Here is a 22,541-nt window from a genome sequence, read left to right as displayed (position 1 = left end):
TGGAATGGCTGTAGTGCAGGTCAGAGCCTGCATTTCGTTGCAACGGACTGCGAAGCAATGCAACGTAAGTTCATCCGTCGTTGCAATGGAATGGGAGTGAACGCTATAGTCGGGCGCATCAGGGGACGCGAAGGAGATCAGGGATGCCGGGCGGCAGGCTCACTCAGCAGGAACGTCAGCAGATCGCGCTGGGGTTGGGCGACGGCCTCGCCTACGCGGAGATCGCCAGGCGCCTCGACCGCCCCACCTCGACGATCACGCGCGAGGTGATGCGCAACGGCGGTCCCACCGCGTACCGCGCCGACCTCGCGCACCGGGCCACCGAGCGCCGCGCCCACCGGCGCAGGCAGGCGGCTCCCCGGGGGCCGCAGGCGCTCCCGCCCGCCCACGGGCGGGACGCCGAGGCCGTGCGCGAGTACGAGGAGACGCTGACCACCGTCTTCATACAGCAGGGCACGCCGAAGATGATGGCCCGGGTGATGGCGTGCCTCTGTGTGAGCGACACCGGCAGCCTCACCGCGTCCGAACTCGTCCGGCACCTTCAGGTCAGCCCGGCGTCCGTCTCCAAGGCGGTCGCCTTCCTGGACGAGCAGGGCCTTATCCGCCGGGAACGCGACGCGTCGCGCCGCGAGCGCTACGTCATCGACGACGACGTCTGGTACCAGTCCATGGTCGCCAGCGCCCGAGGGACCCTTCTGGTGGCCGAGACCGCACGCCAGGGCGTCGGCGTCCTGGGCTCCGGCACCCCGGCGGCCGAGCGCCTGGAGAACATCGCCCGCTTCCTCGACTTCATCTCCGAGAGCATCGTCCGGGCCGCGGACCAGGCCCGCGAGGTCCTCCACACGGCGCCCGCCGCGCCCCCGGAGGGCGACGCTACATCCGGCTCAGACCGGCCGCCGCGAACAGGACGTCCCTGATCGCCTCCCGGTCCCCGACCTGACCCGCCGCCGCCTCGGCCGGAGGTACGTGGCCCGCCGCCAGCCGGCAGAACTCCACGCCGTCCAGGGCGACATGCGCCACCTCGTGGTCGGCGGAGCCCACCGCGCCGGGGGAGTCCAGCGGGATGAGCCACTCGCCGCCGCCCGAGCCCTCGATCTCCAGCCGCAGGCTGCGCCCCGGCCCACCCGCGGCGACCAGGTGCGGACCGCCACCGGGCGTGGCCAGACCGGCCCGGCGACGGGCCGCGAGGACGCCCGGCAGCATCCGGGCGGCGAGGTCGATCATGCCGTTGAGATGGCGCGCGGACGGCGGTGCGTACGGATAGTCCACCGCCTCGGCGATGTCCTCCGCGTGCACCCAGCACTCGAACGCCCGGTCCAGCATCGCGTCCCGCAACGGCAGCTCGAAGTCGCCGTACGAGACCGGCATGCCGCCCGCGTCACCGGTGAACGCCACCGTCCGGACGATGCTGTGGCTCTGCTCGCGCCACGGCGCCCGCACCGCGCGGGTGGGCGGGTAGTGCGAGGCCCGCCAGTACGCCTCCGTGCGCGCGGCCGGCGCGCGGCTGGGCGCGGTGATGTCACCCAGCGGGTCGTCGAGGCCCAGGCCGACGGCGACCGTGCCGTCGACCGACAGCAGGTGCGCGATGACCCCGGCGACGGTCGTGCGGCGGCTCGCGGCGCCGTCGTCCTCGAACCAGCGCAGCCGGACCGGGGCGTGCCACTCGGCGTCCCCGAAGTCCTGGAGCAGCGCGTCGAGGCGCGCGGTCTCGGCGTCGTAGGAGGCGGCCCAGTCGGGCACCGGGATGCGGGGCGGACGCCGCTCCAGGCAGCCCTCCAGGACCCGGGTGCGCAGAGCGGGGTCCAGGTCGAGGCTCTCCGGCCGCTGGAGCAGCGTGACGGCCTCGCGCAGGCGCAGCGCCTCGTCGGCACAGCTGTCGCACTCCCCGAGGTGCTCCTCGACGGCCGCCGCCTCCGGTGCCGAGCAGGCCGCCAGCGCCCACGCGCCGAGCAGCGACGTCAGCACCTGGTGCTCCAGCGCGACCGGCGCCGCCTCGGGCAGTGCCCGCCCGTCGTCCTCGACGGAGGCGCGGGGCAGCGGTATGCGCGCCCCGGTGCCGGGGCCCCCGTCGTCGCTCTCGCCGGTCTCGTCGTTGTGGCCGTTCTCACCGTTCTCGTCGTACGCCTTCATGCCGCACCCCCGTACCCGGGCGGAGCCCCCGGTGGGTGCTGGGCGGTGCCGGCGTCGCGGGCGGTGGACAGGAGCTGTAGGCCCAGGCGGAGGCGGCGGCGGGCCTCGTCCTCCGTGACGCCGAGGTCGGCGGCGGTCTGGCGGTAGTCGCGGCGCTGGAAATAGGCCAGCTCCAGCGCGGCGCGCAGGGGAGCCGGCATGGACTGGACGATGTAGTCGGCCCGGGCGGCGACCGAGGCGTGCCGCACCTTGGTCTCCAGCTCCTCCGCGGTGCCCGAACCGCCCCGGACGAGGGCCGCGGTCTCGGTGGCGCGCAGCCGCTGGACCGCGAACCGGTGGGTGAGGGTGGCGATCCAGGTGCGCAGCGGGCCCTGCCGGGGGTCGTAGGCGTCGGGGTGCTCCCAGACGTGCGCGAAGACGTCGCGCGTGATGTGGTCGGCGGCCCGCTCGTCGTCGAGCACGCGGTGCGCCAGACCGTGCACCAGCGAGGCGAACCGGTCGTACAGCTCGCCCAGGGCGGCGGCCTCCCCGCGCGCGAGCCGCTGCTGCATCTTGCGGTCCCAGCGCGGCGGCACGTCTCTCTTCGCCATGCGGTCCCTCCACCCCCTCCTCGGTCCCAGCCTGCGCCCACCCTCGCCCCGAATGTAGTCGGCACGCCCGACAGCGCACGCCCCTTTGTTCCAATGTGCGCCCCCGGACGCCCGGAGGTGATATGCGCCTCGACTACCCTCTATCGTGCGACCGATTTCGATCGAACAGGATCGAAAGCGTCTGAAACGAGCCACTTTCGACCGGCCCCCGTTTCCGCCGCGGCGTTTGCGGGAACGGCCGGTGGGCAGGCGCGCCGCCAAGAAGCGTAGGCACGGCTTCCGTTTCGGGTGAATCCCGAAGGTTCCAGACGTTCCGACTGAGGAAGGGCATGGTGGTGACGTTCAACGTGACCGGCGGCGAGCGGGGCCAGTGGGCCGTGCTCCAGGTGTCGGGCGAACTGGACCTGGTGACGTCACCGGTGCTGCGGCAGCGCGTGCACGACGAGGTGGCGGAGGGACGGCACAGCCTCGTCCTGGACCTCTCCGACGTCCTGTTCTGCGATTCCAGCGGGGTCGGCGTCCTCATCGCGTCCCGGCGGCTCATCCGCTCCTGCCAGGGCAGGCTGCGCCTGATACTGCCCGCCCAGGGCGCCGTCGACGGCTCCCACGTCAACCGCGTCCTCGGCGCGCTGGGAGTGCGCCGGCTCTTCGACTGCCACCCCGACCTCGCCTCGGCGACCGGGGACGAGCCGCGGCCCCTTTCCGCGTAGGCCGCGCGGGACATCGCGGCAAGTCCGGCCCGCGGCCGCGTCCGGCGACGTACGCTCCGGGCGAGACGTACCCCGAACACCGACGTGAGGCGGCCGGAGAGAGCCATGGTCAACAGCGAGTACGAGCGCAGGATCGCCGCGCGGTTCACCACCTTCGACCAGGACGGCAACGGCCACATCGACCGTTCCGACTTCAGCGGGGCGGCCAAGGCGCTGCTCGCCGAGTTCGGCGTCGCCGCCCGCTCGGACAAGGGCCAGGCCCTGTACGGCGGTGCCGAGGCGCTCTGGCAGGGCCTGGCCGGCATCGCCGACCGGGACGGCGACCAGCGCATCACCCGCGAGGAGTTCGTCACCGGAGCGGTCAAGCGGCTGCGGGACAAGCCCGACCGGTTCGCCGAGATCGCCCGGCCCTTCCTGCACGCCGCCCTCGGCGTCGCCGACACCGACGGTGACGGGGCGGCCACCGTCGCGGACACCGCGCGGGCGCTGACCGCGTTCGGCGTGCCCGAGGACCTCGCCCGGCAGGCCGCCGCCGCGCTCGACACGGACGGCGACGGCAAGGTGGGCGAGACGGAGATCGTCCCCGCCTTCGCCCGCTACTTCACGGTGCCCGAGTAGCGCCTGCCGGAGCAGCGCCCGCCGAAGTGCACGCACCGCGGCAGCGCACACCGCGGCAGCGCACACCGCGGCGGCGCCCGCCGGGGTGTCGCGGATCGTGGCGGTACGGCATCACGGAGCGTTGATACCGGCTTGTGTCCGCCGGGTCGCCCGTTACGGCCCGGAGTCGGTGCCACGCTCCGGTACCTTGTGTGGGATGCGAGTGGTCCCGAGCGCCAGCCGTGCCGGAGTTGCCCCTGGGGCGGCTCCGGAACCGGCGGTGTGCGCCTTGCCCCGCAGGGCGGAACGGCCGTCGGCCGCCGCCTGTTCGACTCCCCGGAATGCGCGTCGCACAGTATGCCGCACGCGTACTCCTTCGCGCTGGAATATGCCCGAAGCGCTTGTTGACGTGACTGTCCGTCAACCATGCTGTCCCACAAGGGATTCACGTTCCGTGATCCCTGCCCCGGCCGTTGTTCTGGCCATGCTGGAAATGGCTACGATCGTGGCCCTCATGAGGCGCGAGCCTTTGTGTCCGCCGGTTCGGATGGTGTGAGCGGTGCAGGTGCTTCAAGTGCAGCTGGAGGTCCGTCCAGACCCCTCGGAAGTGGGGCGTGCCCGGCGTTGGGCGCGTTCCCGGCTCGCCGGATCGGGGATACGGGCCGACGAACCACTCGCCGAGACGCTGGTTCTGCTCGTCTCCGAACTCGTCACCAACGCCGTGGTGCACACCGGGCGTTCGGCGGTGCTGCGGCTGGTGCTGCCGGGCGCGGTGACCGAGGAGACCCAGGAGGCGACCGTCCGCCTGGAGGTGGACGACGCCAGCGACCGGGCCCCCGTGCCCCGTTGCGCGGGCGGCGAGTCGACCGGCGGCCGGGGCCTCGCCCTCGTCGACGGCCTGGCCGACCGCTGGGGCTGGAGCCGGGAGGGCACCGGCAAGCGCATCTGGTGCGAACTGGACCGGCGCGCCGCGGGCGAGGAGGCCCCGCCCGTCTGCGGGAGCGGCGGCGGCGCGGTGGCGTACGAGGGATTCGCGTACGAGGTGGTGTGACGGCCGTGCGCCGGGGTGTGCTTCCGTGCGCGTCCCGGCGAAGCCGGACACACATGAGGAGAACTCCCCTGCCGGTTGACGGATCGTGACCGTTTCCTCACGCTTGTAGCGACGATTCGCCGCGAGGGGACGACGAGGGCCCGGTGACGGGGCCCTCGACGAGCGTGGGTCGTGTCGGCGGCGGTTCCCTCGGGGGCGACGGGAGCCGGGCGGGAGCGCCGGAGTCGGCGGCGGCGCGCGATGCCGTGCTCGGGGCGGACAACGCCGCGCCGCCGGCCGACGAGTCCGGGACGGGTCCGGGACGGGTCCCGCTCATTCTCCACAGGCTGTGGACAACTCCGCGCGGAAAGTCCGCCGGTACCCGGTCGGCGTGACCCCGAGCGCCGCCTGCAGATGCTGCCGCATCGACTGCGCCGTGCCGAAACCGGCGTCCTGGGCGACCTGGTCGACCGAAAGTGCGGTGGACTCCAGCAGGTGCCGGGCCCGTTCGACGCGCTGCCGGGTGAGCCACTGGCCCGGACTGACCCCGACCTCCTCGCGGAAGCGGCGGGTGAAGGTGCGTACCGACATCGACTCCTGGGCGGCCATGTCCCGCAGCTGGATCGGCTCGTGCAGGCGGCCGAGCGCCCAGGCACGGGCCGCCGTCGTGGACGACTGCTGCGGATCGGGCACCGGCCGCTCGATGTACTGGGCCTGCCCGCCGTCCCGGTGCGGCGGTACGACGGTGCGGCGGGCCACCTCGTTGGCCACGGCGGTGCCGTGGTCCCGGCGCACGATGTGCACGCACAGGTCGATCCCGGCCGCGACCCCGGCCGAGGTGAGCACGTCGCCGTCGTCGACGAACAGCACGTCGGCGTCCACCCGCACCTGAGGGAACAGCCGCTGGAAGAGCTCGGCCGAGGCCCAGTGGGTGGTCGCCGGGCGGCCGTCCAGATACCCCGCCGCGGCCAGCACGAACCCGCCCGTGCAGATCGCGACCAGCCGGGTGCCGGGCCGCACGTGGGCCAGCGCGGCGCTCAGCTCCCCGGTCAGCACGCCCTCCTCGTAGACCGGGCCCAGCTCGTAGGAGGCGGGGACGACGACCGTGTCCGCGGTGGCCAGGGCCTCGGGGCCGTGCCCGACCAGGATGTCGAAGTCGGCGTCCGTGGCGACCGGGCCCGGCGGCCGGACCGAGCAGGTGACGACCTCGTACAGCGGGCGCCTGTGCTCGTCCCGGGCGAGGCCGAAGATGCGCGACGCGATGCCCAGCTCGAAGGGGAGCAGGCCGTCGAGCGCGAGGACGACGACACGGTGCGGGCGGTCGGGGGCGCTGCGGGTCTCAGGGGCCATGACCCGATCCTATGGCCCGATCCTAGCGAATGGTGTCCTTCGGGCCACTCGCCCGCGCGGGGCTCGCTGTCGAGACTCAATGACGTGACCCAGACAACCGACGCTGCCGCCGCAGCCGCTTCCGAGGCACAGCCGGAGCCCGAACGACCGGGCCGCCGCACCCGGGCGCACCGCGCCTGGTGGGTCGCCGCCGTCACCTTCGTGACGATCATCGGGGCGGCCGCCTTCCGCTCCCTGCCCGGCATCCTCATCGACCCGCTCCACCAGGAGTTCGGCTGGTCGCGCGGCACGATCGGGGCCGCCGTCTCGGTCAACCTCGCGCTCTACGGGCTGACCGCGCCGTTCGCCGCCGCGCTGATGGACCGCTTCGGCATCCGGCGGGTGGTCGCCGTCGCCCTGATGGTGATCGCGCTCGGCTCGGGCCTGACCGTGTGGATGGACTCCGCCTGGCAGCTCATCCTGTGCTGGGGCCTGCTGGTCGGCCTCGGCTCCGGCTCGATGGCCCTGGCCTTCGCCGCCACCGTCACCAACCGCTGGTTCACCGAACGGCGCGGCCTGGTCACCGGCGTCCTCACCGCGGCCTCCGCCTCCGGGCAGCTGATCTTCCTGCCGCTGCTGTCCTGGATCGTCGAGACGTACGACTGGCGCCCGGCGGCCGTCACCGTCGCCCTCGCCGCCCTGGCCGTCGTCCCCTTCGTCTGGCTCCTGCTGCACGACCACCCGGCCGACGTCGGCCAGAAGCCGTACGGCGCCCAGGAGTTCGTGCCCAAGCCCGCCCCCGTGCCCGGCGCCGCCCGCCGCGCCGTGACGGTCCTGTTCGCCGCCGTGCGCACCGGCCCGTTCTGGCTGCTGGCCGGCACCTTCGCGATCTGCGGCGCCTCCACCAACGGCCTGATCCAGACCCACTTCGTGCCCGCCGCCCACGACCACGGCATGCCGATCACCGCCGCCGCCTCGCTGCTCGCCGTCATCGGCGTGTTCGACGTGGTCGGCACCATCGCCTCCGGCTGGTTCACCGACCGCTTCGAGCCGCGCCGCCTGCTCGCCGTGTACTACGCCCTGCGCGGCGTCTCCCTGCTCTTCCTCCCCATGCTGCTCGCGCCGAGCGTCCACCCGCCGATGATCTTCTTCATCGTCTTCTACGGCCTCGACTGGGTCGCCACCGTCCCGCCCACCCTCGCCCTGTGCCGCGAGCACTACGGCGAGGACAGCGCGATCGTCTTCGGCTGGGTGCTGGCCTCCCACCAGGTGGGCGCCGCCCTGGTCGCCTTCCTCGGCGGCGTGGCCCGCGACAGCTTCGGCTCCTACGACGTGGTCTGGATCGCCTCCGGCGCCCTGTGCGCGGCGGCGGCGCTGATGGCGCTGGTGATCCGGCGGCGGCCGGTTCCGGTGGCCGCGCTGTCATGAGCAAGTCGTAAGCTCCCGGGCATGGGGTGGGGGACAGAGCCGGGGGCGGCCAGGGGCAGACCCCTGCCGTGGTCGAACGACGAGTGGAACGTGGCGGCGGCACTGTGCGCGACGCAGCTGCCGCTGGTGTGGCTGGCGTGGTGGCTCTTCGTGGGGGCGGGGCAGGACGACTACAACCGGGGCGGGGGCGCTTTCGGCGTCCTCTGCCTCCCGCTGATCCTGCCGCTTCTCGGGGTCGTGCACTCCAGTGCGCAGATCATGCCCGCCGCGACTCTGTCCCGCCTTCTCCCGCGCCGGAGCGGGCCCGAGTGGGTCCGGCACGTGGTCGCTTCCGCGCTGGTCGGCGCGGGTTGGGCCGCGTTGGGGCACCTGGTGTGGGGCTGGTCGCCGAGGGACACGGTCCCCTGGTTCGCGGGTGCCGGGATCCTGCCCGTGCTGTTCCTCGCCCCCTTGCGCCGGCGAGCGTGGGGCGGGTGGAGCGTCTGGTTGCGCTCGGCCGGTGCCTGCTTCGTCCTCTCCGTCGTCGGCGGGCTGGCCGTGGCGGCCCTGGCCGACGAGTACGAGCCGCCCGCCCTCTCCGACGGGCGGCTCGCCGGGGAGTGGCGCGGAGACCACGGGGCCGTACTGCGGCTGGCTCCGGGCGGTCGGGCCGGGCTGACCCGAGTCCCGTCCCAGCCCGACTTCGGAACGTACCGGGACTACACCAGGTGCAGCGGTACCGGCACCTGGGCCCGCGGCCGGTACGGCGACCGCGAGGGCGTCGTGGTGCGGCCGGACGGCGACTGCGGTGAGGAGACGTTCTGGACGATCAGCGGGAGCGCGCGGTCGCCCGAGCTGTTCGCGCTGTTCGGCGACCCGGACGCCGGTGATCTGCTGATCCTCGCCCAGGATCAGCCCGGCAGCCGCGACACCCCGTCCGCCCCCCTCTTCGCGACCGCCCCGGCGATCCGCTCCGCGTCGATGGCCAGCTCGCGGAGCATGCCGCTGATGGGGTTGGTGAAGCCGGTGAAGTGCAGGCCGGGTGCGGTGGCCGGGGTGCGGCCGCCGTGGACGACCGGGCGCCCGCTGCCGTCGAGGACGCCGAGGTGCCCGACCAGCCCCTCCAGGCCCCGCCGGTACCCCGTGGCCGCGATCACCGCGTCCGGGGCGATGCGGGTGCCGTCGGCGAGCAGCACCTTGCCGTCCTCGAAGCCGTCCATCGCGGCGACGACCTCCACCCGGCCGGAGCGCACCGCGTCGACCAGGCCCACGTCCTGCACCGGGATGGCACCCTCGGCCACCCGGCTGTAGAGCCCGGTGTCGGGACGCGGCAGCCCCTGCGCCGACAGGTCGGGCACGCTGATCCGGGCGAGCGGCCGGGCCAGCCGGTCCACCAGCGCGACCGGCAGCCGCCGGCACAGCACGCCGGTGTACTGGGCGGCCCACCCGGCGGTCGAGCGCCGGACGATGTGCGGCGCCGTGCGCACCGCGAGCCGGACCCGGGCGGCCCCGCCCTCCACCAGGTCCACCGCGATCTCGGCGCCGGTGTTGCCCACCCCGACCACCAGGACGTCCCGGCCGGCGTACGGGGCCGGGGCCCGGTACTCGGCGGCGTGCCGGAACTCGCCGGTGTACGTGTCCCGGCCGGGCCAGTCCGGCACGCGCGGGGTGTGGTTGTAGCCGGTGGCGACCACCACCGCGGCGCCGGTCAGCTCCCGGCCCCCGGCGGCGTGCAGCAGCCAGCCGGTCCCGTCGGGCGCGCGCTCGACGCGGAAGACCTCGACGCCGGTGACGATCTCCAGCTGGTGGTACTCGGCGTACTTCTCCAGGTACCGCACCACGTCGTCCCGGGCCACCCACCGTCCGAAGCGGCGCGGGATCGGCAGGCCGGGCAGCGCCGACAGGCGGCGGGTGGTGTGCAGCCGCAGCCGGTCGTAGTGGCGGCGCCAGGACGAGCCGACGTGGTCGGCCCGCTCCAGGACCACGGCCCGCAATCCGCGGGCGCGCAGCGCGTGGGCGACGGCGAGACCGCCGGGACCGGCGCCTATGACGTACACGGGTCGGCCCGCGGGGTGGGCGGGCCGCTGCGGTTCAGCGGACGCTGTGGAGTCGGCCATGCGGCGAGCGTAATCGCGCCCTCGCTTGATGGGTCTCGGTCAAGACCGGAATCGGTTGCGGATCGGTCACGACCGGGACGGGTCGGCTTGAATGGGTGGATGGCCCACACACCGATGTACACCCTCGATCCCTCCCTCTCCCGCGCCGAACCGCGCGGACACGGCCTGCGCCTGCGCGCCTGGGACGCCGGCTCGGACGACGACGCCCACACATGGCTGCGGGGCTGCCTGGACCCCGAGTTCCAGCGCTGGAACACCACGCTCAAGCTGTGGACCGACCTCGCCGGGGCCCGCGAGTCGCTGCGCGGGCGGGCGCGGGACGCGGCGGACGGCAGGTCGGCGTCGTTCCGGATCACGGACGAGAAGAGCGGTACGACGCTGGGGCACATCGGGTTCAACGAGATCAGCCGGCCGATGAAGGTGGCCCGGGTCGGCTACTGGGTGCTCCCCGAGGCCCGGGGCCGGGGCGTCGCCACCCGCGCCCTGCTCCTCGCCTCCCGCTGGGCCTACGCCGAACTCGGTCTGCACCGCCTCGAACTGGGCCACGCCGTCGGCCACGACGCCTCCTGCCGGGTCGCCGAACGGAGTGGCTACGTCGCCGAGGGGACCCTGCGCGAGGCGATGTTCGAGGCCGGCCGGCACGACGCGTTCCGGGACGTGCACCTGCACGCCCGGCTGGCGACGGACGAGGAGCCGACGCCGCCCGGCGCGCGGTGAGCGCGGTTCACGGCCACAGCAGACGCCGGTCCCAGCCCTCCTGCTCTTCCGTCCGCCGGTAGGCCAGCCGGACGTGGCGCCGGCGGGCCTCGCCCTGGAAGAACTCCACCTCGGCGGGGCGCAGCCGGTACAGGGTCCAGGACGGGACCGGGGCGTCCGGTTCCCGCTCGGCCCGCTCCCAGGCCGCCTGCGAGGCACGGGCCAGTTCCTCCGGCGAGTCCAGCTCGGCGCTCTGCCGCCCGGTGAGCGCGGCGGCCAGGGCGCCCGTCGACCGCGCGTGCAGGTCGGCCCGTGCCTGGTCGGCCGGGGCGACGGCGACCGGTCCGCGCAGCCGCACCTGGCGGCCCAGCACCGGCCAGTAGAAGACGAGCGCGGCGTACGGGCGGGCGGCGAGGTGGCGGCCCTTGCGGCTGTCGGCGTGGGTGGCGAAGGCCCAGCCGTCCGCGTCCGCGCCGTGCAGCATCACGATGCGCGCGTCCGGCAGGCCCTCGGCGTCCGCCGTCGCCAGCGACACCGTGTGCGGCTCGCGTTCACCGGCCGCGACCGCCTCGGCGAACCAGCGGGTGAACAGCTCCAGCGGGTCGCCGGGCGCGCCGGCCGGGTCGAGGGGCGGCAGTTCGGTGACCGCGGGGTCCCACACCCGCAGCGACCTCAGCAGCTCGTGCAGATCGGTTTCCATGCCTGCTCGGGTCCGCCCGGGTCTCACACGGAGCCGAGGTCGGAGGAGACCCAGCGTTCGGGACGCATCCGGACGACGACCTGCTCACCGTGGTTGGCCGAGGCGAAGGCGACGTAGCCGTCGACCTTCTCCGCCGGGAGGTAGCGCGCGGACATCTCCCGCAGGTGCTCCTCGGTCGCGCTGACGGTCTCGACGACCGGCCCCTCCACCGACACGTAGCGGATGGTGGGCTCCAGCCGGTCGACCATCAGCGAGAACCGGCCCGCCTTGCTGATCAGCCGGTTCTTGCGGCTGTCGAGGCCCGTCATGATCCACACCTCGCCGCCGGGCGCGTACTGGTACCAGATCGGCACGGTCAGCGGGGCGCGGCCCGCGCCCGCGTCGACCGCGAGTGCGGCGACGTGCGGTTCGGCCAGGAACGTCTCACGCTCTTCGCGGGTCAGGGCCACGGCGGTCTCCTCCGGCGGATGCGGGTGCGGGTGCGTGCGGGTACGGATGCCGGACACAACGTCGGCCGGGCGGGCGGCTGTTCCCCGGCCGGAGCCGTCACGGTGCTGAACTTCGAGGCGCTGGACGTCGTGCCGGCGCGGCCGCGGGGCCGGGGCACGGTCGCCGAGTTCGAGCGGTCGGCCGACGGGGGCGAAAGGCTGGAGGTGCGGAGATGCGCAGCTGCGGAGATGCGGAGCTGCGGAGGCAAGAAGATACGGAGGTGCGACGGGCGGCGACGCGGCGCGGCGGAGATGACAGGCTGCCGCGCGATGGACTACTTGACGGGCTTCTTTCCGGTGATGCCGAGATACGTCAACAGGGCGAGATGGGGCTTGAGTTCAGCCTGTTTCACGCCCCACGAGGAGAAGCCCTTCTGATGCGAGGCGGCGGCCGCGAGCATGACGACCAGTGACCCGGCGATCGCCGCGGGGTTCACGTCCTTGTCGACCTTGCCCTTTGCCTGGAGATCGGCGACGGAATCCGTGAGGGGTGAATTCACCGAGTTGAGGATCTTCATGCGGATTTTGGCGAATCGCTTGTCGCCCTCCGCCGCGCCGAGATCCACCACGCGCAGAATGGCGTCGTTCTTCCGCCAGAACTCCAGGAATCCGTCGACGAGTTCCTGTGCCGTCTGCCAGCCGGCCTTGCCGACCCACGAGCGGCCCGCCGTCAGCTCGGCCAGCGAGGAACTCTCGGCGGCCATGCGCTCGGCGATCTCCAGTACGGCGCCCTCGACGTCCGGGAAGTACTGGTAGAAGGTCGCGGGCGACGTGCCCGCCTTGCGGGCGACATCGATGACTTTGACATCGCGATAGGGGGAGGAGCTGAGCATTTCGCTGAGGCAGTCGAGCAGTTTCTGCCTGGTCGCCTGCCCACGCCGACCGGCCACGCGGCCGTCGACGGTACGCACTTGTCCTGTCATGCCGTCAGCTTACCGACGGGTGATCCGAGCGCGATTCGGCCGACTGCAAATGGGGTGCGGGACGGGAAAGTGACTGGTGTGCCTGGTCTGCGCGGTGCGGGTGACGCGGTTACTTTGACGGCATGGCCGAAAGCGGGGCATTCGAGAAGAGGCGGGAGGGCGTCCCCTGCTGGGTGGACGCCCAGCTCTCCGACGTGGAGGCGGGCAGGCGTTTCTACGGCGAGCTGTTCGGCTGGACCTTCCAGGAGGAAGCGGGGGAGGCCGGGGAGAGCCCCTACCGGGCGGCGGGGGAGTCCGTACGGGCGTGCCTGGACGGGGAGCCGGTCGCCGCGCTGGTCCGCAAGACGGACGGCCGGATGCCCACCGTGTGGTCCGTGTACTTCCACACCCCGGACGCCGCCGCCCTCACCGCGCGGATCAGGGCGGGCGGCGGTCAGGTCGTCACCCCGCCCCACCCGCTCGGCGACCTGGGCACCACCGCCCTCGCCGCCGACCCCGACGGTGCGGTCTTCGGGCTCTGGCAGCCGGACCGCCGTACCGGCTTCGGGCGCCGGCGCGAGCCCGGCACGTTCGCCTGGGCCGAGCTGTACACCCGGGACACGGAGGCCGCCAACGCCTTCTACGGCGACCTGTTCCACGAGGCGCTCTTCGGCCCGGACGCGTCCCCCGACTTCGGCCGGGCCCGGGTCTCCGACGTCTTCCCCGCCGAGATGCCGCCGCACTTCCTCGTCCACTTCCTGGTCGAGGACGTGGACGCCGGGCTCGCGACGGTGGTCCGGCTCGGCGGGCGGGTGCGGGTGCCGCCCTTCGGGACGTCGTACGGGCGGGTGGCCGTGGTCTCGGACGACCAGGGGGCGTCGTTCGCGCTGCTGCGACGCTGATCCGGCGGCCATGGTGTCGAAGGGGGCCGGGAACGGTCGCGCGAGGGTTCTTTGCCCGGAATCAGGCAAGACACCCCGATTGTCGCCAGGTTCGCCACCAGCGCCTCGGGCAGGAAGAATCGGGGTGCGTGGCGCCACGGAGGTGCGGTGGTGAGACGCTGCACTTCGGTCGCGTGCATAAGTGGGTGGCGCGGCCCGTACGGGGAGGTGGCAGGCAAGTGGTGGATCAGCTGACGCAGCACGATCCGCGGCGGATCGGGCCGTTCGAGGTGCTGGGGCGGCTCGGCGCCGGCGGCATGGGGCTGGTCTATCTCGCGCGCTCGGCGTCCGGGCGGCGCGTGGCGATCAAGACGGTGCGCACGGAACTGGCGGAGGACCAGCTGTTCCGCGTCCGCTTCACCCGCGAGGTGGAGGCGGCCCGCGCGGTCTCGGGCTTCTACACGGCGGCCGTGGTCGACGCCGACCCGCGCGCCGCGGTGCCGTGGCTGGCCACGGCCTACGTACCCGCACCCTCCCTCGAGGAGATAGTGAACGAGTGCGGGCCGATGCCGGCCCAGGCGGTGCGCTGGCTGGCCGCGGGCGTCGCGGAGGCGCTCCAGTCGATCCACGGCGCGGGCCTGGTCCACCGCGACCTGAAGCCCTCCAACGTCCTCGTCGTCGAGGACGGCCCCCGCGTGATCGACTTCGGCATCGCGTCCGGCGTCTCGAACACCCGTCTGACCATGACGAACGTCGCCGTCGGCACCCCCGCCTACATGTCCCCGGAGCAGGCGAAGGACTCCCGCAGCGTCACCGGCGCCAGCGACGTGTTCTCGCTCGGCTCGATGCTGGTCTTCGCCGCCACCGGACACCCACCCTTCCACGGCGCCAACCCGGTCGAGACGGTCTTCATGCTGCTGCGCGAGGGCCCCGACCTGGAGGGCCTGCCGGACGAGCTGCGCCCGCTCATCGAGTCCTGCATGCAGATGGAGGCCACCGGCCGCCCCAACCCCGCCGACCTCCAGGCCCAGCTCGCCCCGCACCTCTTCGGCTCCGGCTCCGACGACAGCGGTACGGCGTCGGCGTGGCTGCCCGAACGGGCCGTGGGCCTGATCGAGGGACGCCGCAACGGCCGCCCCGCCGTCAAGCCCGCCACCACGGCTAGGCGGCCGCGGTCACGGCCCGTCCGGCGCCCGCGCCCCCGTCCACGCGCCCCGCTGCCGCCGCCGCCCGCACACGACCCCGTGGTGCCGGCGCCGCCCGCGCACGTCCCGGCGGTGCCCGCTCCGGTCGGCGCCCCCGACGGCGGGCCGGTCCGGCTGCCCGGCGCCGCGGTGCCCATCGGGCCCGGTCCGCGCGTCGCCGACATGCGCGCCGCCGCCGTCGCCGCGCCACCGCCGGAGTCCGCCCTCGCCGCGTCCTGGTCCCGCCCGCGCCCCGGCGTCAACGGCGCCGACCCCGCCGTACCGGCCCCCGCCCCCGCGCCTGCGGAGGCCTCGCCGGCCGGGTGGCGCCCCTGGCGGTTCCGGATGTCCAACGACGTGTGGGGCACGCCGCGGGTCGCCGAGGACCTGGTCTACGTCACCTCCTTCGAGGTGCACGCCCTGGACGTGGCCACCGGACGCCGCCGCTTCAAGACCCGGGACGTCGCCTGGTCGATGGCGGTCGCGGACGGCCGTATCCACGCCTCCGACGGGCCCACCCTCTTCGCCCTGGACGCCCGGGAGGGCGCCGACCTCTGGCGCGTGCAGACCGACGCCTGGGTGTACTCGCTCCAGGCCGACCGCGGCACCGTCCTCACCGCCCCCCGCGGCGGCGGCGTCCAGGCCTGGGAGGCGTCGGCCGGCCAGAAGCTGTGGGAGGTCACCGGCGCGCAGACCGACTTCGAGTCGCCCGAGGCGGGCGCCGCGCTGCACGACGGCACGGCCTACGTCTGGCAGGACGCCCGCCTGCGCGCCCTGGACGCCCGTACCGGCGACGAGAGATGGTCGTACCCGATCGGCGACGCGGCCTCCTGCGGCGGTGTCCCGGTCCGCCTCACCCAGGCGCCCGACGGCTACGTGTACGTCGCGGCCGGCACCCGGGTCCTCGCCCTGGAGGTCGCCTCCGGCCACGTCCGCTGGCACTTCGAGGCTCCGGCGGTCTTCCTCGCCCCGCCCACCTTCGTGCCGGGCCCGGCCGTCACCGGCGGCGGCGTCTACCTGGCCGACTACCTCGGCACCGTCTACGCCCTCGACGCCACCGACGGCCGCGACCGCTGGCGCATCGCGACCGAGGCCCGCTCCTCGACCGACCCGGTCCTGGTCGCCGCCGGACACGTCCACGTGGGCAGCGGCAAGGGCCTGTACACCCTGGACGCGGTCACCGGCACGCCCAAGTGGCGCTTCCAGGCGGGCGGCGACATCGTGGGCGCGCCCGCGGTCGCCGAGGGCCGCATCCACTTCGGCTCCTCCGACCACCTGCTGTACACGCTGAAGGCCGACGACGGCCGCCTGCGCTGGAAGCTCGCCACCGGCGGCGAGATCACCGGCTCCCCGGTCGTCCGCGACGGCATCGTGTACGCGTGCAGCAAGGACCGCTGCGTCTACGCCCTGGACGCGGAGAAGGGCACGGGGACCGCCCGTACGGCGTGACGGCCCGTGCCCGGCCGGTGACGTGTCCGTGACACCCACGCCGTAGCGTGATCTTCATGACGACACGGGGGCGAGCACTCAGGTACACGGCGATCTCGGCGCTGGTGGTCCTCAGCCTGACCGGCTTCTCGACCGGCCGCCACGGCCACGGAGGCGACGGGTCGGGCGGCGGCTGCAGCAGCTCCGGCCAGGACCACGACGGTTCGTCGTCCACCTCGGGCGGCGGCGCCCACAAGGACGACGACGACACGTACGGGAGTGGCGGCAGCGGCTACCACGACGACGACACCTACGGCGACGACACGGGCGGCGGCGGCAGCGGCGAGGCGCAGGGCGCGGTCCTGAACCTGATCACTTGCGTCAGGGCGGGCCAGCCGTGGTCCACCGTCGAGGTCGGCAACCCGAACGCCGTCGAGCGGACGTTCAAGGTCACGGTCCTCTTCAAGGACGCGGACGGCACGACGATCGACGAAGGCACCGAGGAAGTCACCGTCCCCGCGGACGGCGTGAGCGCGGTCCGCGTCCCCTTCGACGGCTCCGGCACCCCGGACCACTGCGAAGTGAGCGAGCCGGACTCCGCCTCCTGAACCCGCGCACACGTCGGCCGCGGCGGCTCCCCCTCCGCGCCGCCGCGGCCGATCCCCGTGCGGGAAAGGGTCTACTTGCCGTCGCCGTCCAGGCCCAGGGCGGGCGGGGCCGGCATGGGGTTCTCCATCGTCCTGACGTCGGGCTTGGCCGGTCCGCTGGGCATGGGGTTCTCCAGCGTGGTGACGGCCCCGTCCTTCGGCGGCGTGGGCATGGGGTTCTCGAGTGTGGTGATGTTCTCGTCGGTGGCCGCCTCGCCCGTGGCCGTGGCCTTCGTGTCCTTCTGGTTCTCGCTCATGGGCTTGGTCCCTCCGCTGTAACGACATGTGGCGAACGCCCGTCCGGGGGCTCCCCCGTGGGCCGCCGGACGGGCGTTCGGAGCCGCACCATAACTGGTGCCGCTCCGTGTCGGACCGTCTGCCCCCCGACGCGACGGTGTGACGGGTACGACAATGCCGGGGGGCGATAAACGAATGCTGAACGCCCGTCGTACGTACGTGGCTCAGGCGGCCGAAGCGGGCCTGAGCAGGGCCCTCGCCTCGCTCGCCTCCTCGGCGCCCTCCTGCTCGTACAGCCGCAGGGCCTTGCTCCAGCAGGCCTTGGCCCGGTCCGTCTGCTCCAATCCGGCCAGGGCGCGGCCCAACAGCGTCAGGACGTTGCCCTGCATGCGGTCCCCGCCGATGCAGCCGAGCGCGAGGGCCTGTTCGGCGTGCCGGGCCGCCTGCGCGGGACGCTGCGCCGCGAGGTGGACCTCGGCGATGCGGTAGTTCGTCGTGCCCTCCCACAGCCGCTGCCGGTGCGCGGTGAAGATGGTCAGGGCCTCGGAGAAGTGTCCGAGGGCCTCCGTGTGCCGATCGGCCCGGTTGAGGGCGATGCCCAGCGCGTAGTGGCTGTTGGCGAGCCGCACGGTCCTGCCGAACTCGGCGTGCGCTTCCAGCCCCCGCCTCGCGAAGTCGACGGCCTGTGCGACGTCGTCGGCCCCCAGGTGGGCCCGCGAGAGGTTGCACAGGGCCGTCGCCTCCGGGGGGTGGTTGCCCAGGGCGCGGAATCCGGCGATGGCCCGCTCGAAGAACGGCTTGCTGTCGTTGTGCCGCCCTTGGTGCAAGCAGATGAGTCCGAGGCTGTTGGCGACCCAGCTCACCGCGAGGGCGTCGTCGACCGACTCCGCGAGCCGCATGGCCAGCCGCGACTCCTCCTCCGCCTGGGGGATGCGGCCGCTCACCAACAGGACGTCGGTGAGCACCGTTCGTGCCCGTCCCTCGGCCAGGGTGTCGCCGGCGGCGCGCGTTGCCTCGCACATCCCCCTGGCGGTCGTCTCGTACTGGTGGGAGTTGGCACCGGACTCGGTGAGGTCCTTGGCGGCCCACAGGAGGTCGACGGCGCGCCGCAGCCGGGACGACGCGGCCGCCTGCCGCACGCACGACAGCAGCGGCGCCGCCTCGGTGTACAACCAGTCCAGCGCCGCCGATCCCTCCGTGAACGTCAGCCCCGGGTACTCCGTCGGCTCCAGGCCGTCCACCAACCGGTCCCCCGGCCGCTCGATCGCGTACACCCCCGCCGCCGTCGCCAGGTAGAAGTCCAGCAGCCGCGACAGCGCCGCCCCCCGCTCGCTCGGCGAGGTCCCGTCCCGTTCCGTCCGTTCCGCGCACGCACGCGCGTAGAGGCGGACCAGGTCGTGGAAGCGGTAGCGGCCCGGGGCCGCCGATTCGAGCAGCGAGGTGTCGACCAGGGACTCCAGGAGGTCCTCCGTGTCCCCCGCCGGGAGGTCCAGTACGGCCGCCGCCGCCGCGAGGGAGATGTCCGGGCCGTCGGCCAGGCCCAGCAGGCGGAAGGCGCGGGCCTGGGCCGGTTCCAGCTGGCCGTAGCCCAGTTCGAAGGTGGCCTCGACCGCCTGGTCGCCGGCCTGCAGCTCGTCCAGCCGGCGTCGTTCGTCCGCCAGCTTCGCGGCCAGGACCGAGACCGTCCAGGTGCGGCGGGCGGCCAGCCGGGACGCGGCGATGCGGATCGCCAGCGGCAGGAAACCGCATGCGCCGACCACGTCGAGCGCCGCCTGCCGCTCCGAGGCGACCCGCTCCTCGCCCACGATCCTCGTGAAGAGGGCCAGCGCCTCCTCGGGCGACATCACGTCCAGGTCGACCAGGTGCGCCCCGGCGAGGTCCACCATCCGCACCCGCGCCGTCACCAGCGCCGCGCAGCCGTCCGTGCCGGGCAGCAGGGGCCGCACCTGGGCGGCGTCGCGGGCGTTGTCCAGCAGGACCAGGACACGGCGGCCGTCCAGGACGGAGCGGTAGAGGGCGGCGCGCTCCTCCAGGGAGTCCGGGATGGCCGAGTCGGCCGTGCCCAGGGCCCGCAGGAAGGAGCCGAGCACCGTCTCCGGCTCCGCGGGCCGCGCGCCCGCGCCCTGGAGGTCGACGTACAGCTGCCCGTCCGGGAAGGCGGCCCGCGCCCGGTGGGCGACGTGCACGGCGAGGGTCGTCTTGCCGACGCCGCCGATGCCGGCCAGCGCCGAGACCGCCATCACGCGGCCCGACGCCGAGTCCCCGGACGCGGCGGACAGTACGTCGCTCAGCTCCCGGACGAAAGCCGCGCGGCCGGTGAAGTCGGGCACGGTCGCGGGGAGTTGCGCCGGGCGCACGGTGGCCGTCGAGGTCTCCGCGGTGGCCGCCGAGGGCTCGGCCAGGGCCGGGTCGGCCTGGAGGATGCGCTGCTGGAGTTCCTGGAGGCCGGGGCGCGGGTCGACGCCCAGCTCGTCGGCGAGCAGACGGCGCGTGTCCGCGTAGACGGCGAGCGCCTCCGCCTGGCGGCCGCTGCGGTACAGGGCCAGCATCAGCAGCTCGCGCAGGCGTTCGCGCAGCGGGTGCGCCGCGGTCAGCGCCGTCAGTTCCGAGACCGCCTCCGCGTGACAGCCCTGGTCGAGGTCCATGTCGACGCGCGTTTCGAGAAGTTGGAGCCGCCATTCGCCGAGGCGGACGCGCTGCGTCTGCGCGTACGGCCCCGGCACGCCGGCCAGCACCTCGCCGTCCCACAGGGCCAGCGCCCGGCGCAGCAGGTCACGGGCGTGGCACAGGTCCCCGGCGCTCCTGGCCTTCTCGGCCGCCGCGGCCAGGTCCTGGGCCCGTGCCAGGTCCAGCGCCCCCTCGGCGAGGCCCCGCACGGCGTACCCGCCCGACTCGCTGACCAGCACCCCCGGGTCGAGGATCTTCCGCAGCCGGGACGCGTACGTCCGCACCGCCGCCAGCGCCTGCGACGGCGGTTCCTCGCCCCACAGGGCGTCGATCAGCTCGCCCGCCGTGGCCGTACGGCCCTCGCGCAGCAACAGGGCGGCCAGCAGCGCGCGCTGCTGCGGAGAGCCGGTGGCCAGCGTCTCCCCGTCCCGCCAGGCGCGCACCGGCCCGAGCACGCCGAAGCGCAGCGCGCCCGATTCCTCCTCTTCCGCCGGGAATCCGGGACGCCGCTGCTCCGGAACCCGCGGTCCACCGTCCATGCCGTCCCCCTAGACATCCTGAGCAACCAGGTCAGTTTGCCTTGTTCATGCCGACCACGTCAGCCGTGGGAGACGCCGATCACAGGTTCTCCATCAGCTTCTTCAGCTTTGCCCCTCCAACTCCACCCGTACCGTCAGCAGCCCCGTCCCGACGCCCATCGCCCGCACCGCCACGCTGTTGAAGCGGGGGAGGCGGCGCAGACGGGCGAGCGGGTCGTCGTCGGGAAGGAGGTGGGCCGTCCCCGGGTGCCAGCGCCCCCGGATGCGCACCCGCACCCGCGGGTCGGCCCGGATGTTGCGGATGTACTGCGAGCGCTCGCCGAACTCCGAGACCAGCCAGAAGGAATCGCCCTCCCGGCGGCCGCCCACCGGTGTGCGGCGGGGCAGGCCCGAAACGCGGCCGGTGGTCTCCAGCAGGGTCTGGCCGGGCAGTCGGCGCACGACGGCGTTCAGCCGGCGCTGGAAGGCCGTGACGGTCCGGTACTTCCGCTCGGGGTTCGGCGGCTTCGGCATCGTGGGTCCGCGCTCCGTCTCGCTCGGGGGCTCCGCGGTCGGTCCCGGCAGCCCGGTGGCCCCTGGAGACTAACTCCCCAGGAACACCGGGTTGGTGAACGCCGCCAGCGGCCCCGGCAGCGGGCCCGCCGCCGCCTCGTGCCGCACCTCCGCCCGTACGTAGGCCGCGTACGAGGCGGTCGTGCGCCACTGCACGACGCCCGCGCCGGACACCGGCAGCGGATCGCTCGTGAACAGCACGCCCTGGTCCGTGACGAACCGCACCGTGCAGCGCGGGGCGCCCGTCACCTCCAGGCGGACGGTGACCGGGGTGTCGGCGGCCACGCGCAGCCGCTCGCCGATCCCGGCGTGCTCGCCCCGGCCGCCGGACGCGGTGAGGGACAGGGACACCTTCGACGACTCGGCCACGTACGACCGGCCCGCCCGGATGCCCTCCTGGATCGCCTCGCGGGTCAGGTCGTCGGCGAGGACGACGGTCTGCGGGCGGCCGATCACGTCGGGGGAGCGGTGGGAGTCGCTGCTGCCCATCGCCGGGAGCCAGTCCCGCCGCCCGTCGCGCACCGAGGCGACCAGCATGCCGTCCCAGTCGGCCAGCGCCACCTCGTCGTCGGGCGTGTAGGCGCCGTTCCACACCTCGACCGCGTCCGCCTCCCCGAAGCCGAACTTCCAGTTGCAGCCGATGCAGGTGGCGTGCGGGTGGGCCGGCACGACCAGGCCGCCGGCGCGGCGGATCTGCCGGGCGAACCGGCCGAAGCGGTTGTCGCGGGCCCGGTAGCGCCAGTCGACGAAGGTGCCGGGGTCGGTACCGAGCGCGACGACGTGGCCGTTGCGGGTCGTCACCTCCTCGCCGAGCAGGATCAGCAGGTCGTCCCCGGCGAGCCCGGCCCAGTGCGCGTGCGCCGAGTGCGTGTTGTGCTCGGAGGAGTTGATGAAGTCCAGGCCCGCCGCCCGCGCCAGCCCGGCGATCTCGGCGAGGGTGTAGCGGCCGTCGGAGTACTCGGAGTGCAGGTGGCAGTCGCCCCGGTACCAGGCCCGGCCCCGCCCCTTGGCCCGCTCGGGCGGGTACACCGGCCGCGGGGCCTCGTCCTGCTCGCCGTGGGTCAGCGTGATCGTGAGCTCGTAGGACAGCCCCTCGGGGGCCACCGTGTACGGGCCGAGCGCGATGTGCCAGATGCCCGCCCGCACCGGCCCCGGCAGGTAGCCCGGCGTGGCGGCGTCCGCGCGGACGAAGAACTCCGTGCGCGCCCCGCCCGACCAGCCGCGGAAGCCCCGGCCGCCCAGGTCGGTGCCGCGCTCGTCGAAGAGGCCGATGTCGAGCGCGTTGCCCTGGGTGCCGGCCGGGACGGTGGGACGGTCGTAGGTGTAGGCGACGTGGATCTCGCGCACGCCCCGGGGGACTTCGACCGGGACGTACACGAAGTCGGGGGCGCCGGGCGGCAGGGTGCCGCGTACGGTCCTGGTCCGCGGGCCGGTACCGCCCGCCGCTGAAGCGAAGCTCACGGTCGCCAACGTAAGCGCGGCGGCGGCTCCCGTCACGAACACCGCGCGTCTGCCGATCCCGGCGTGGTCGTTCTCGTGGTCGTCCTCGCACATGCTGCTGCTCCCCAGGTGTCGTCGATGACATGGCATGGGTGGTGCAGGGGTTGGTGCGTGCAACCCTCGTATTGAGCCGTGAACTGCGGGGCAAGGGAAGGGGGGAGGCGGATGGAGGACCGGAAACCGTGCGGTGGGTCACCGCGACGGGACAGC

The 22,541-nt window shown here is 73.9% G+C and carries 20 protein-coding genes; 9 read left to right on the top strand and 11 right to left on the bottom strand.

From position 1 onward, the window contains the following. Positions 1-143: 143 nt before the first annotated feature. On the top strand, positions 144-917 hold the full coding sequence (locus Sru02f_RS35640) for a GbsR/MarR family transcriptional regulator (protein WP_109035470.1): 774 nt from the start codon (positions 144-146) through the stop codon (positions 915-917). Here Sru02f_RS35640 and Sru02f_RS35635 read toward each other — a convergent pair. Both Sru02f_RS35635 and Sru02f_RS35630 read right to left on the bottom strand, forming a co-directional pair. Then, positions 874-2,130 carry a zf-HC2 domain-containing protein gene (locus Sru02f_RS35635; RefSeq protein ID WP_109035472.1) on the bottom strand — a complete coding sequence of 419 codons (1,257 nt, stop codon included), beginning with the start codon at positions 2,128-2,130 and terminating at the stop codon, positions 874-876. The genes Sru02f_RS35640 and Sru02f_RS35635 overlap by 44 nt on opposite strands. Further along, positions 2,127-2,720: a sigma-70 family RNA polymerase sigma factor gene (locus Sru02f_RS35630; protein ID WP_109035474.1), complete on the bottom strand. Its 594-nt coding sequence runs from the start codon at positions 2,718-2,720 to the stop codon at positions 2,127-2,129. The genes Sru02f_RS35635 and Sru02f_RS35630 overlap by 4 nt, the downstream gene beginning before the upstream one ends. Before the next feature lie 329 nt (positions 2,721-3,049). Between Sru02f_RS35630 and Sru02f_RS35625 the strand changes: the two genes are divergently transcribed. The 3 genes from Sru02f_RS35625 to Sru02f_RS35615 all read left to right on the top strand — a co-directional run bounded on the left by Sru02f_RS35625 (position 3,050) and on the right by Sru02f_RS35615 (position 5,078). After that, positions 3,050-3,430 (top strand): STAS domain-containing protein, encoded by a 381-nt coding sequence (locus tag Sru02f_RS35625; protein WP_003974572.1) that lies wholly within the window; start codon positions 3,050-3,052, stop codon positions 3,428-3,430. Between the two features lie 105 nt (positions 3,431-3,535). Next, positions 3,536-4,048, top strand: coding sequence for a calcium binding protein CalD (gene calD / locus Sru02f_RS35620; RefSeq protein WP_109035476.1), 513 nt, complete (start codon positions 3,536-3,538; stop codon positions 4,046-4,048). A gap of 553 nt (positions 4,049-4,601) precedes the next feature. Further along, positions 4,602-5,078, top strand: a complete 477-nt coding sequence (locus tag Sru02f_RS35615) for an ATP-binding protein (protein ID WP_167469810.1) — start codon at positions 4,602-4,604, stop codon at positions 5,076-5,078. A gap of 312 nt (positions 5,079-5,390) precedes the next feature. Here the strand turns inward: Sru02f_RS35615 and Sru02f_RS35610 are convergent, their stop codons facing one another. After that, on the bottom strand, positions 5,391-6,407 hold the full coding sequence (locus Sru02f_RS35610; RefSeq protein ID WP_109035482.1) for a GlxA family transcriptional regulator: 1,017 nt from the start codon (positions 6,405-6,407) through the stop codon (positions 5,391-5,393). Positions 6,408-6,491: 84 nt separating this feature from the next. Here Sru02f_RS35610 and Sru02f_RS35605 point away from each other — a divergent pair, with 84 nt between their 5' ends. Further along, positions 6,492-7,814 (top strand): MFS transporter, encoded by a 1,323-nt coding sequence (locus Sru02f_RS35605; protein ID WP_109035484.1) that lies wholly within the window; start codon positions 6,492-6,494, stop codon positions 7,812-7,814. An 890-nt stretch (positions 7,815-8,704) separates the two neighbouring features. Here the strand turns inward: Sru02f_RS35605 and Sru02f_RS35600 are convergent. Further along, positions 8,705-9,910 carry a flavin-containing monooxygenase gene (locus Sru02f_RS35600; protein ID WP_109035486.1) on the bottom strand — a complete coding sequence of 402 codons (1,206 nt, stop codon included), beginning with the start codon at positions 9,908-9,910 and terminating at the stop codon, positions 8,705-8,707. A gap of 99 nt (positions 9,911-10,009) precedes the next feature. Between Sru02f_RS35600 and Sru02f_RS35595 the strand changes: the two genes are divergently transcribed. Beyond that, positions 10,010-10,627 carry a GNAT family N-acetyltransferase gene (locus tag Sru02f_RS35595; RefSeq protein WP_109035488.1) on the top strand — a complete coding sequence of 206 codons (618 nt, stop codon included), beginning with the start codon at positions 10,010-10,012 and terminating at the stop codon, positions 10,625-10,627. Positions 10,628-10,634: 7 nt separating this feature from the next. Here the strand turns inward: Sru02f_RS35595 and Sru02f_RS35590 are convergent, their stop codons facing one another. The 3 genes from Sru02f_RS35590 to Sru02f_RS35580 form a co-directional block, all read right to left on the bottom strand. Further along, positions 10,635-11,306 (bottom strand): pyridoxine/pyridoxamine 5'-phosphate oxidase, encoded by a 672-nt coding sequence (locus Sru02f_RS35590; RefSeq protein WP_109035490.1) that lies wholly within the window; start codon positions 11,304-11,306, stop codon positions 10,635-10,637. Between the two features lie 23 nt (positions 11,307-11,329). After that, complete coding sequence (locus tag Sru02f_RS35585; RefSeq protein WP_109035492.1) at positions 11,330-11,755, bottom strand: pyridoxamine 5'-phosphate oxidase family protein; 426 nt, start codon at positions 11,753-11,755, stop codon at positions 11,330-11,332. A gap of 314 nt (positions 11,756-12,069) precedes the next feature. Continuing rightward, on the bottom strand, positions 12,070-12,705 hold the full coding sequence (locus tag Sru02f_RS35580; RefSeq protein ID WP_109035494.1) for a TetR family transcriptional regulator: 636 nt from the start codon (positions 12,703-12,705) through the stop codon (positions 12,070-12,072). Positions 12,706-12,839: 134 nt separating this feature from the next. Here Sru02f_RS35580 and Sru02f_RS35575 point away from each other — a divergent pair, with 134 nt between their 5' ends. The 3 genes from Sru02f_RS35575 to Sru02f_RS35565 all read left to right on the top strand — a co-directional run bounded on the left by Sru02f_RS35575 (position 12,840) and on the right by Sru02f_RS35565 (position 16,797). Next, positions 12,840-13,598: a VOC family protein gene (locus Sru02f_RS35575; protein WP_109035496.1), complete on the top strand. Its 759-nt coding sequence runs from the start codon at positions 12,840-12,842 to the stop codon at positions 13,596-13,598. Between the two features lie 218 nt (positions 13,599-13,816). Further along, on the top strand, positions 13,817-16,210 hold the full coding sequence (locus Sru02f_RS35570; RefSeq protein ID WP_373103678.1) for an outer membrane protein assembly factor BamB family protein: 2,394 nt from the start codon (positions 13,817-13,819) through the stop codon (positions 16,208-16,210). Between the two features lie 56 nt (positions 16,211-16,266). Continuing rightward, complete coding sequence (locus tag Sru02f_RS35565) at positions 16,267-16,797, top strand: hypothetical protein (RefSeq protein WP_109035826.1); 531 nt, start codon at positions 16,267-16,269, stop codon at positions 16,795-16,797. Between the two features lie 71 nt (positions 16,798-16,868). On the opposite strand, the gene Sru02f_RS35560 is transcribed toward Sru02f_RS35565, so the two are convergent. From Sru02f_RS35560 to Sru02f_RS35545, 4 genes are all read right to left on the bottom strand, one after another. Beyond that, the gene (locus tag Sru02f_RS35560; RefSeq protein ID WP_109035500.1) at positions 16,869-17,093 is read right to left on the bottom strand and encodes a hypothetical protein; all 225 of its coding nucleotides are present in this window, start codon (positions 17,091-17,093) and stop codon (positions 16,869-16,871) included. 204 nt (positions 17,094-17,297) lie between these two features. Then, positions 17,298-20,279 (bottom strand): AfsR/SARP family transcriptional regulator, encoded by a 2,982-nt coding sequence (locus tag Sru02f_RS35555; RefSeq protein ID WP_109035502.1) that lies wholly within the window; start codon positions 20,277-20,279, stop codon positions 17,298-17,300. Between the two features lie 102 nt (positions 20,280-20,381). Further along, on the bottom strand, positions 20,382-20,792 hold the full coding sequence (locus tag Sru02f_RS35550; RefSeq protein ID WP_109035505.1) for a nitroreductase family deazaflavin-dependent oxidoreductase: 411 nt from the start codon (positions 20,790-20,792) through the stop codon (positions 20,382-20,384). Between the two features lie 69 nt (positions 20,793-20,861). Then, positions 20,862-22,385, bottom strand: a complete 1,524-nt coding sequence (locus Sru02f_RS35545; RefSeq protein ID WP_109035507.1) for a CehA/McbA family metallohydrolase — start codon at positions 22,383-22,385, stop codon at positions 20,862-20,864. Positions 22,386-22,541: the final 156 nt, after the last annotated feature.

This window comes from Streptomyces rubrogriseus (assembly GCF_027947575.1).
GTDB classification, from domain to species: domain Bacteria; phylum Actinomycetota; class Actinomycetes; order Streptomycetales; family Streptomycetaceae; genus Streptomyces; species Streptomyces rubrogriseus.
This window is presented reverse-complemented; position numbering and strand designations above follow the sequence as displayed.

Coding starts and splice junctions, on each gene's coding strand:
- Sru02f_RS35590 (WP_109035490.1), bottom strand. CDS start 11,306: ATGGAAACCGATCTGCACGAGCTGCTGAGGTCGCTGCGGGTGTGGGAC.
- Sru02f_RS35635 (WP_109035472.1), bottom strand. CDS start 2,130: ATGAAGGCGTACGACGAGAACGGTGAGAACGGCCACAACGACGAGACC.
- Sru02f_RS35600 (WP_109035486.1), bottom strand. CDS start 9,910: ATGGCCGACTCCACAGCGTCCGCTGAACCGCAGCGGCCCGCCCACCCC.
- Sru02f_RS35630 (WP_109035474.1), bottom strand. CDS start 2,720: ATGGCGAAGAGAGACGTGCCGCCGCGCTGGGACCGCAAGATGCAGCAG.
- Sru02f_RS35625 (WP_003974572.1), top strand. CDS start 3,050: ATGGTGGTGACGTTCAACGTGACCGGCGGCGAGCGGGGCCAGTGGGCC.
- Sru02f_RS35545 (WP_109035507.1), bottom strand. CDS start 22,385: ATGTGCGAGGACGACCACGAGAACGACCACGCCGGGATCGGCAGACGC.
- Sru02f_RS35610 (WP_109035482.1), bottom strand. CDS start 6,407: ATGGCCCCTGAGACCCGCAGCGCCCCCGACCGCCCGCACCGTGTCGTC.
- Sru02f_RS35575 (WP_109035496.1), top strand. CDS start 12,840: ATGGCCGAAAGCGGGGCATTCGAGAAGAGGCGGGAGGGCGTCCCCTGC.
- Sru02f_RS35595 (WP_109035488.1), top strand. CDS start 10,010: ATGGCCCACACACCGATGTACACCCTCGATCCCTCCCTCTCCCGCGCC.
- Sru02f_RS35555 (WP_109035502.1), bottom strand. CDS start 20,279: ATGGACGGTGGACCGCGGGTTCCGGAGCAGCGGCGTCCCGGATTCCCG.
- Sru02f_RS35640 (WP_109035470.1), top strand. CDS start 144: ATGCCGGGCGGCAGGCTCACTCAGCAGGAACGTCAGCAGATCGCGCTG.
- calD (WP_109035476.1), top strand. CDS start 3,536: ATGGTCAACAGCGAGTACGAGCGCAGGATCGCCGCGCGGTTCACCACC.
- Sru02f_RS35560 (WP_109035500.1), bottom strand. CDS start 17,093: ATGAGCGAGAACCAGAAGGACACGAAGGCCACGGCCACGGGCGAGGCG.
- Sru02f_RS35550 (WP_109035505.1), bottom strand. CDS start 20,792: ATGCCGAAGCCGCCGAACCCCGAGCGGAAGTACCGGACCGTCACGGCC.
- Sru02f_RS35565 (WP_109035826.1), top strand. CDS start 16,267: ATGACGACACGGGGGCGAGCACTCAGGTACACGGCGATCTCGGCGCTG.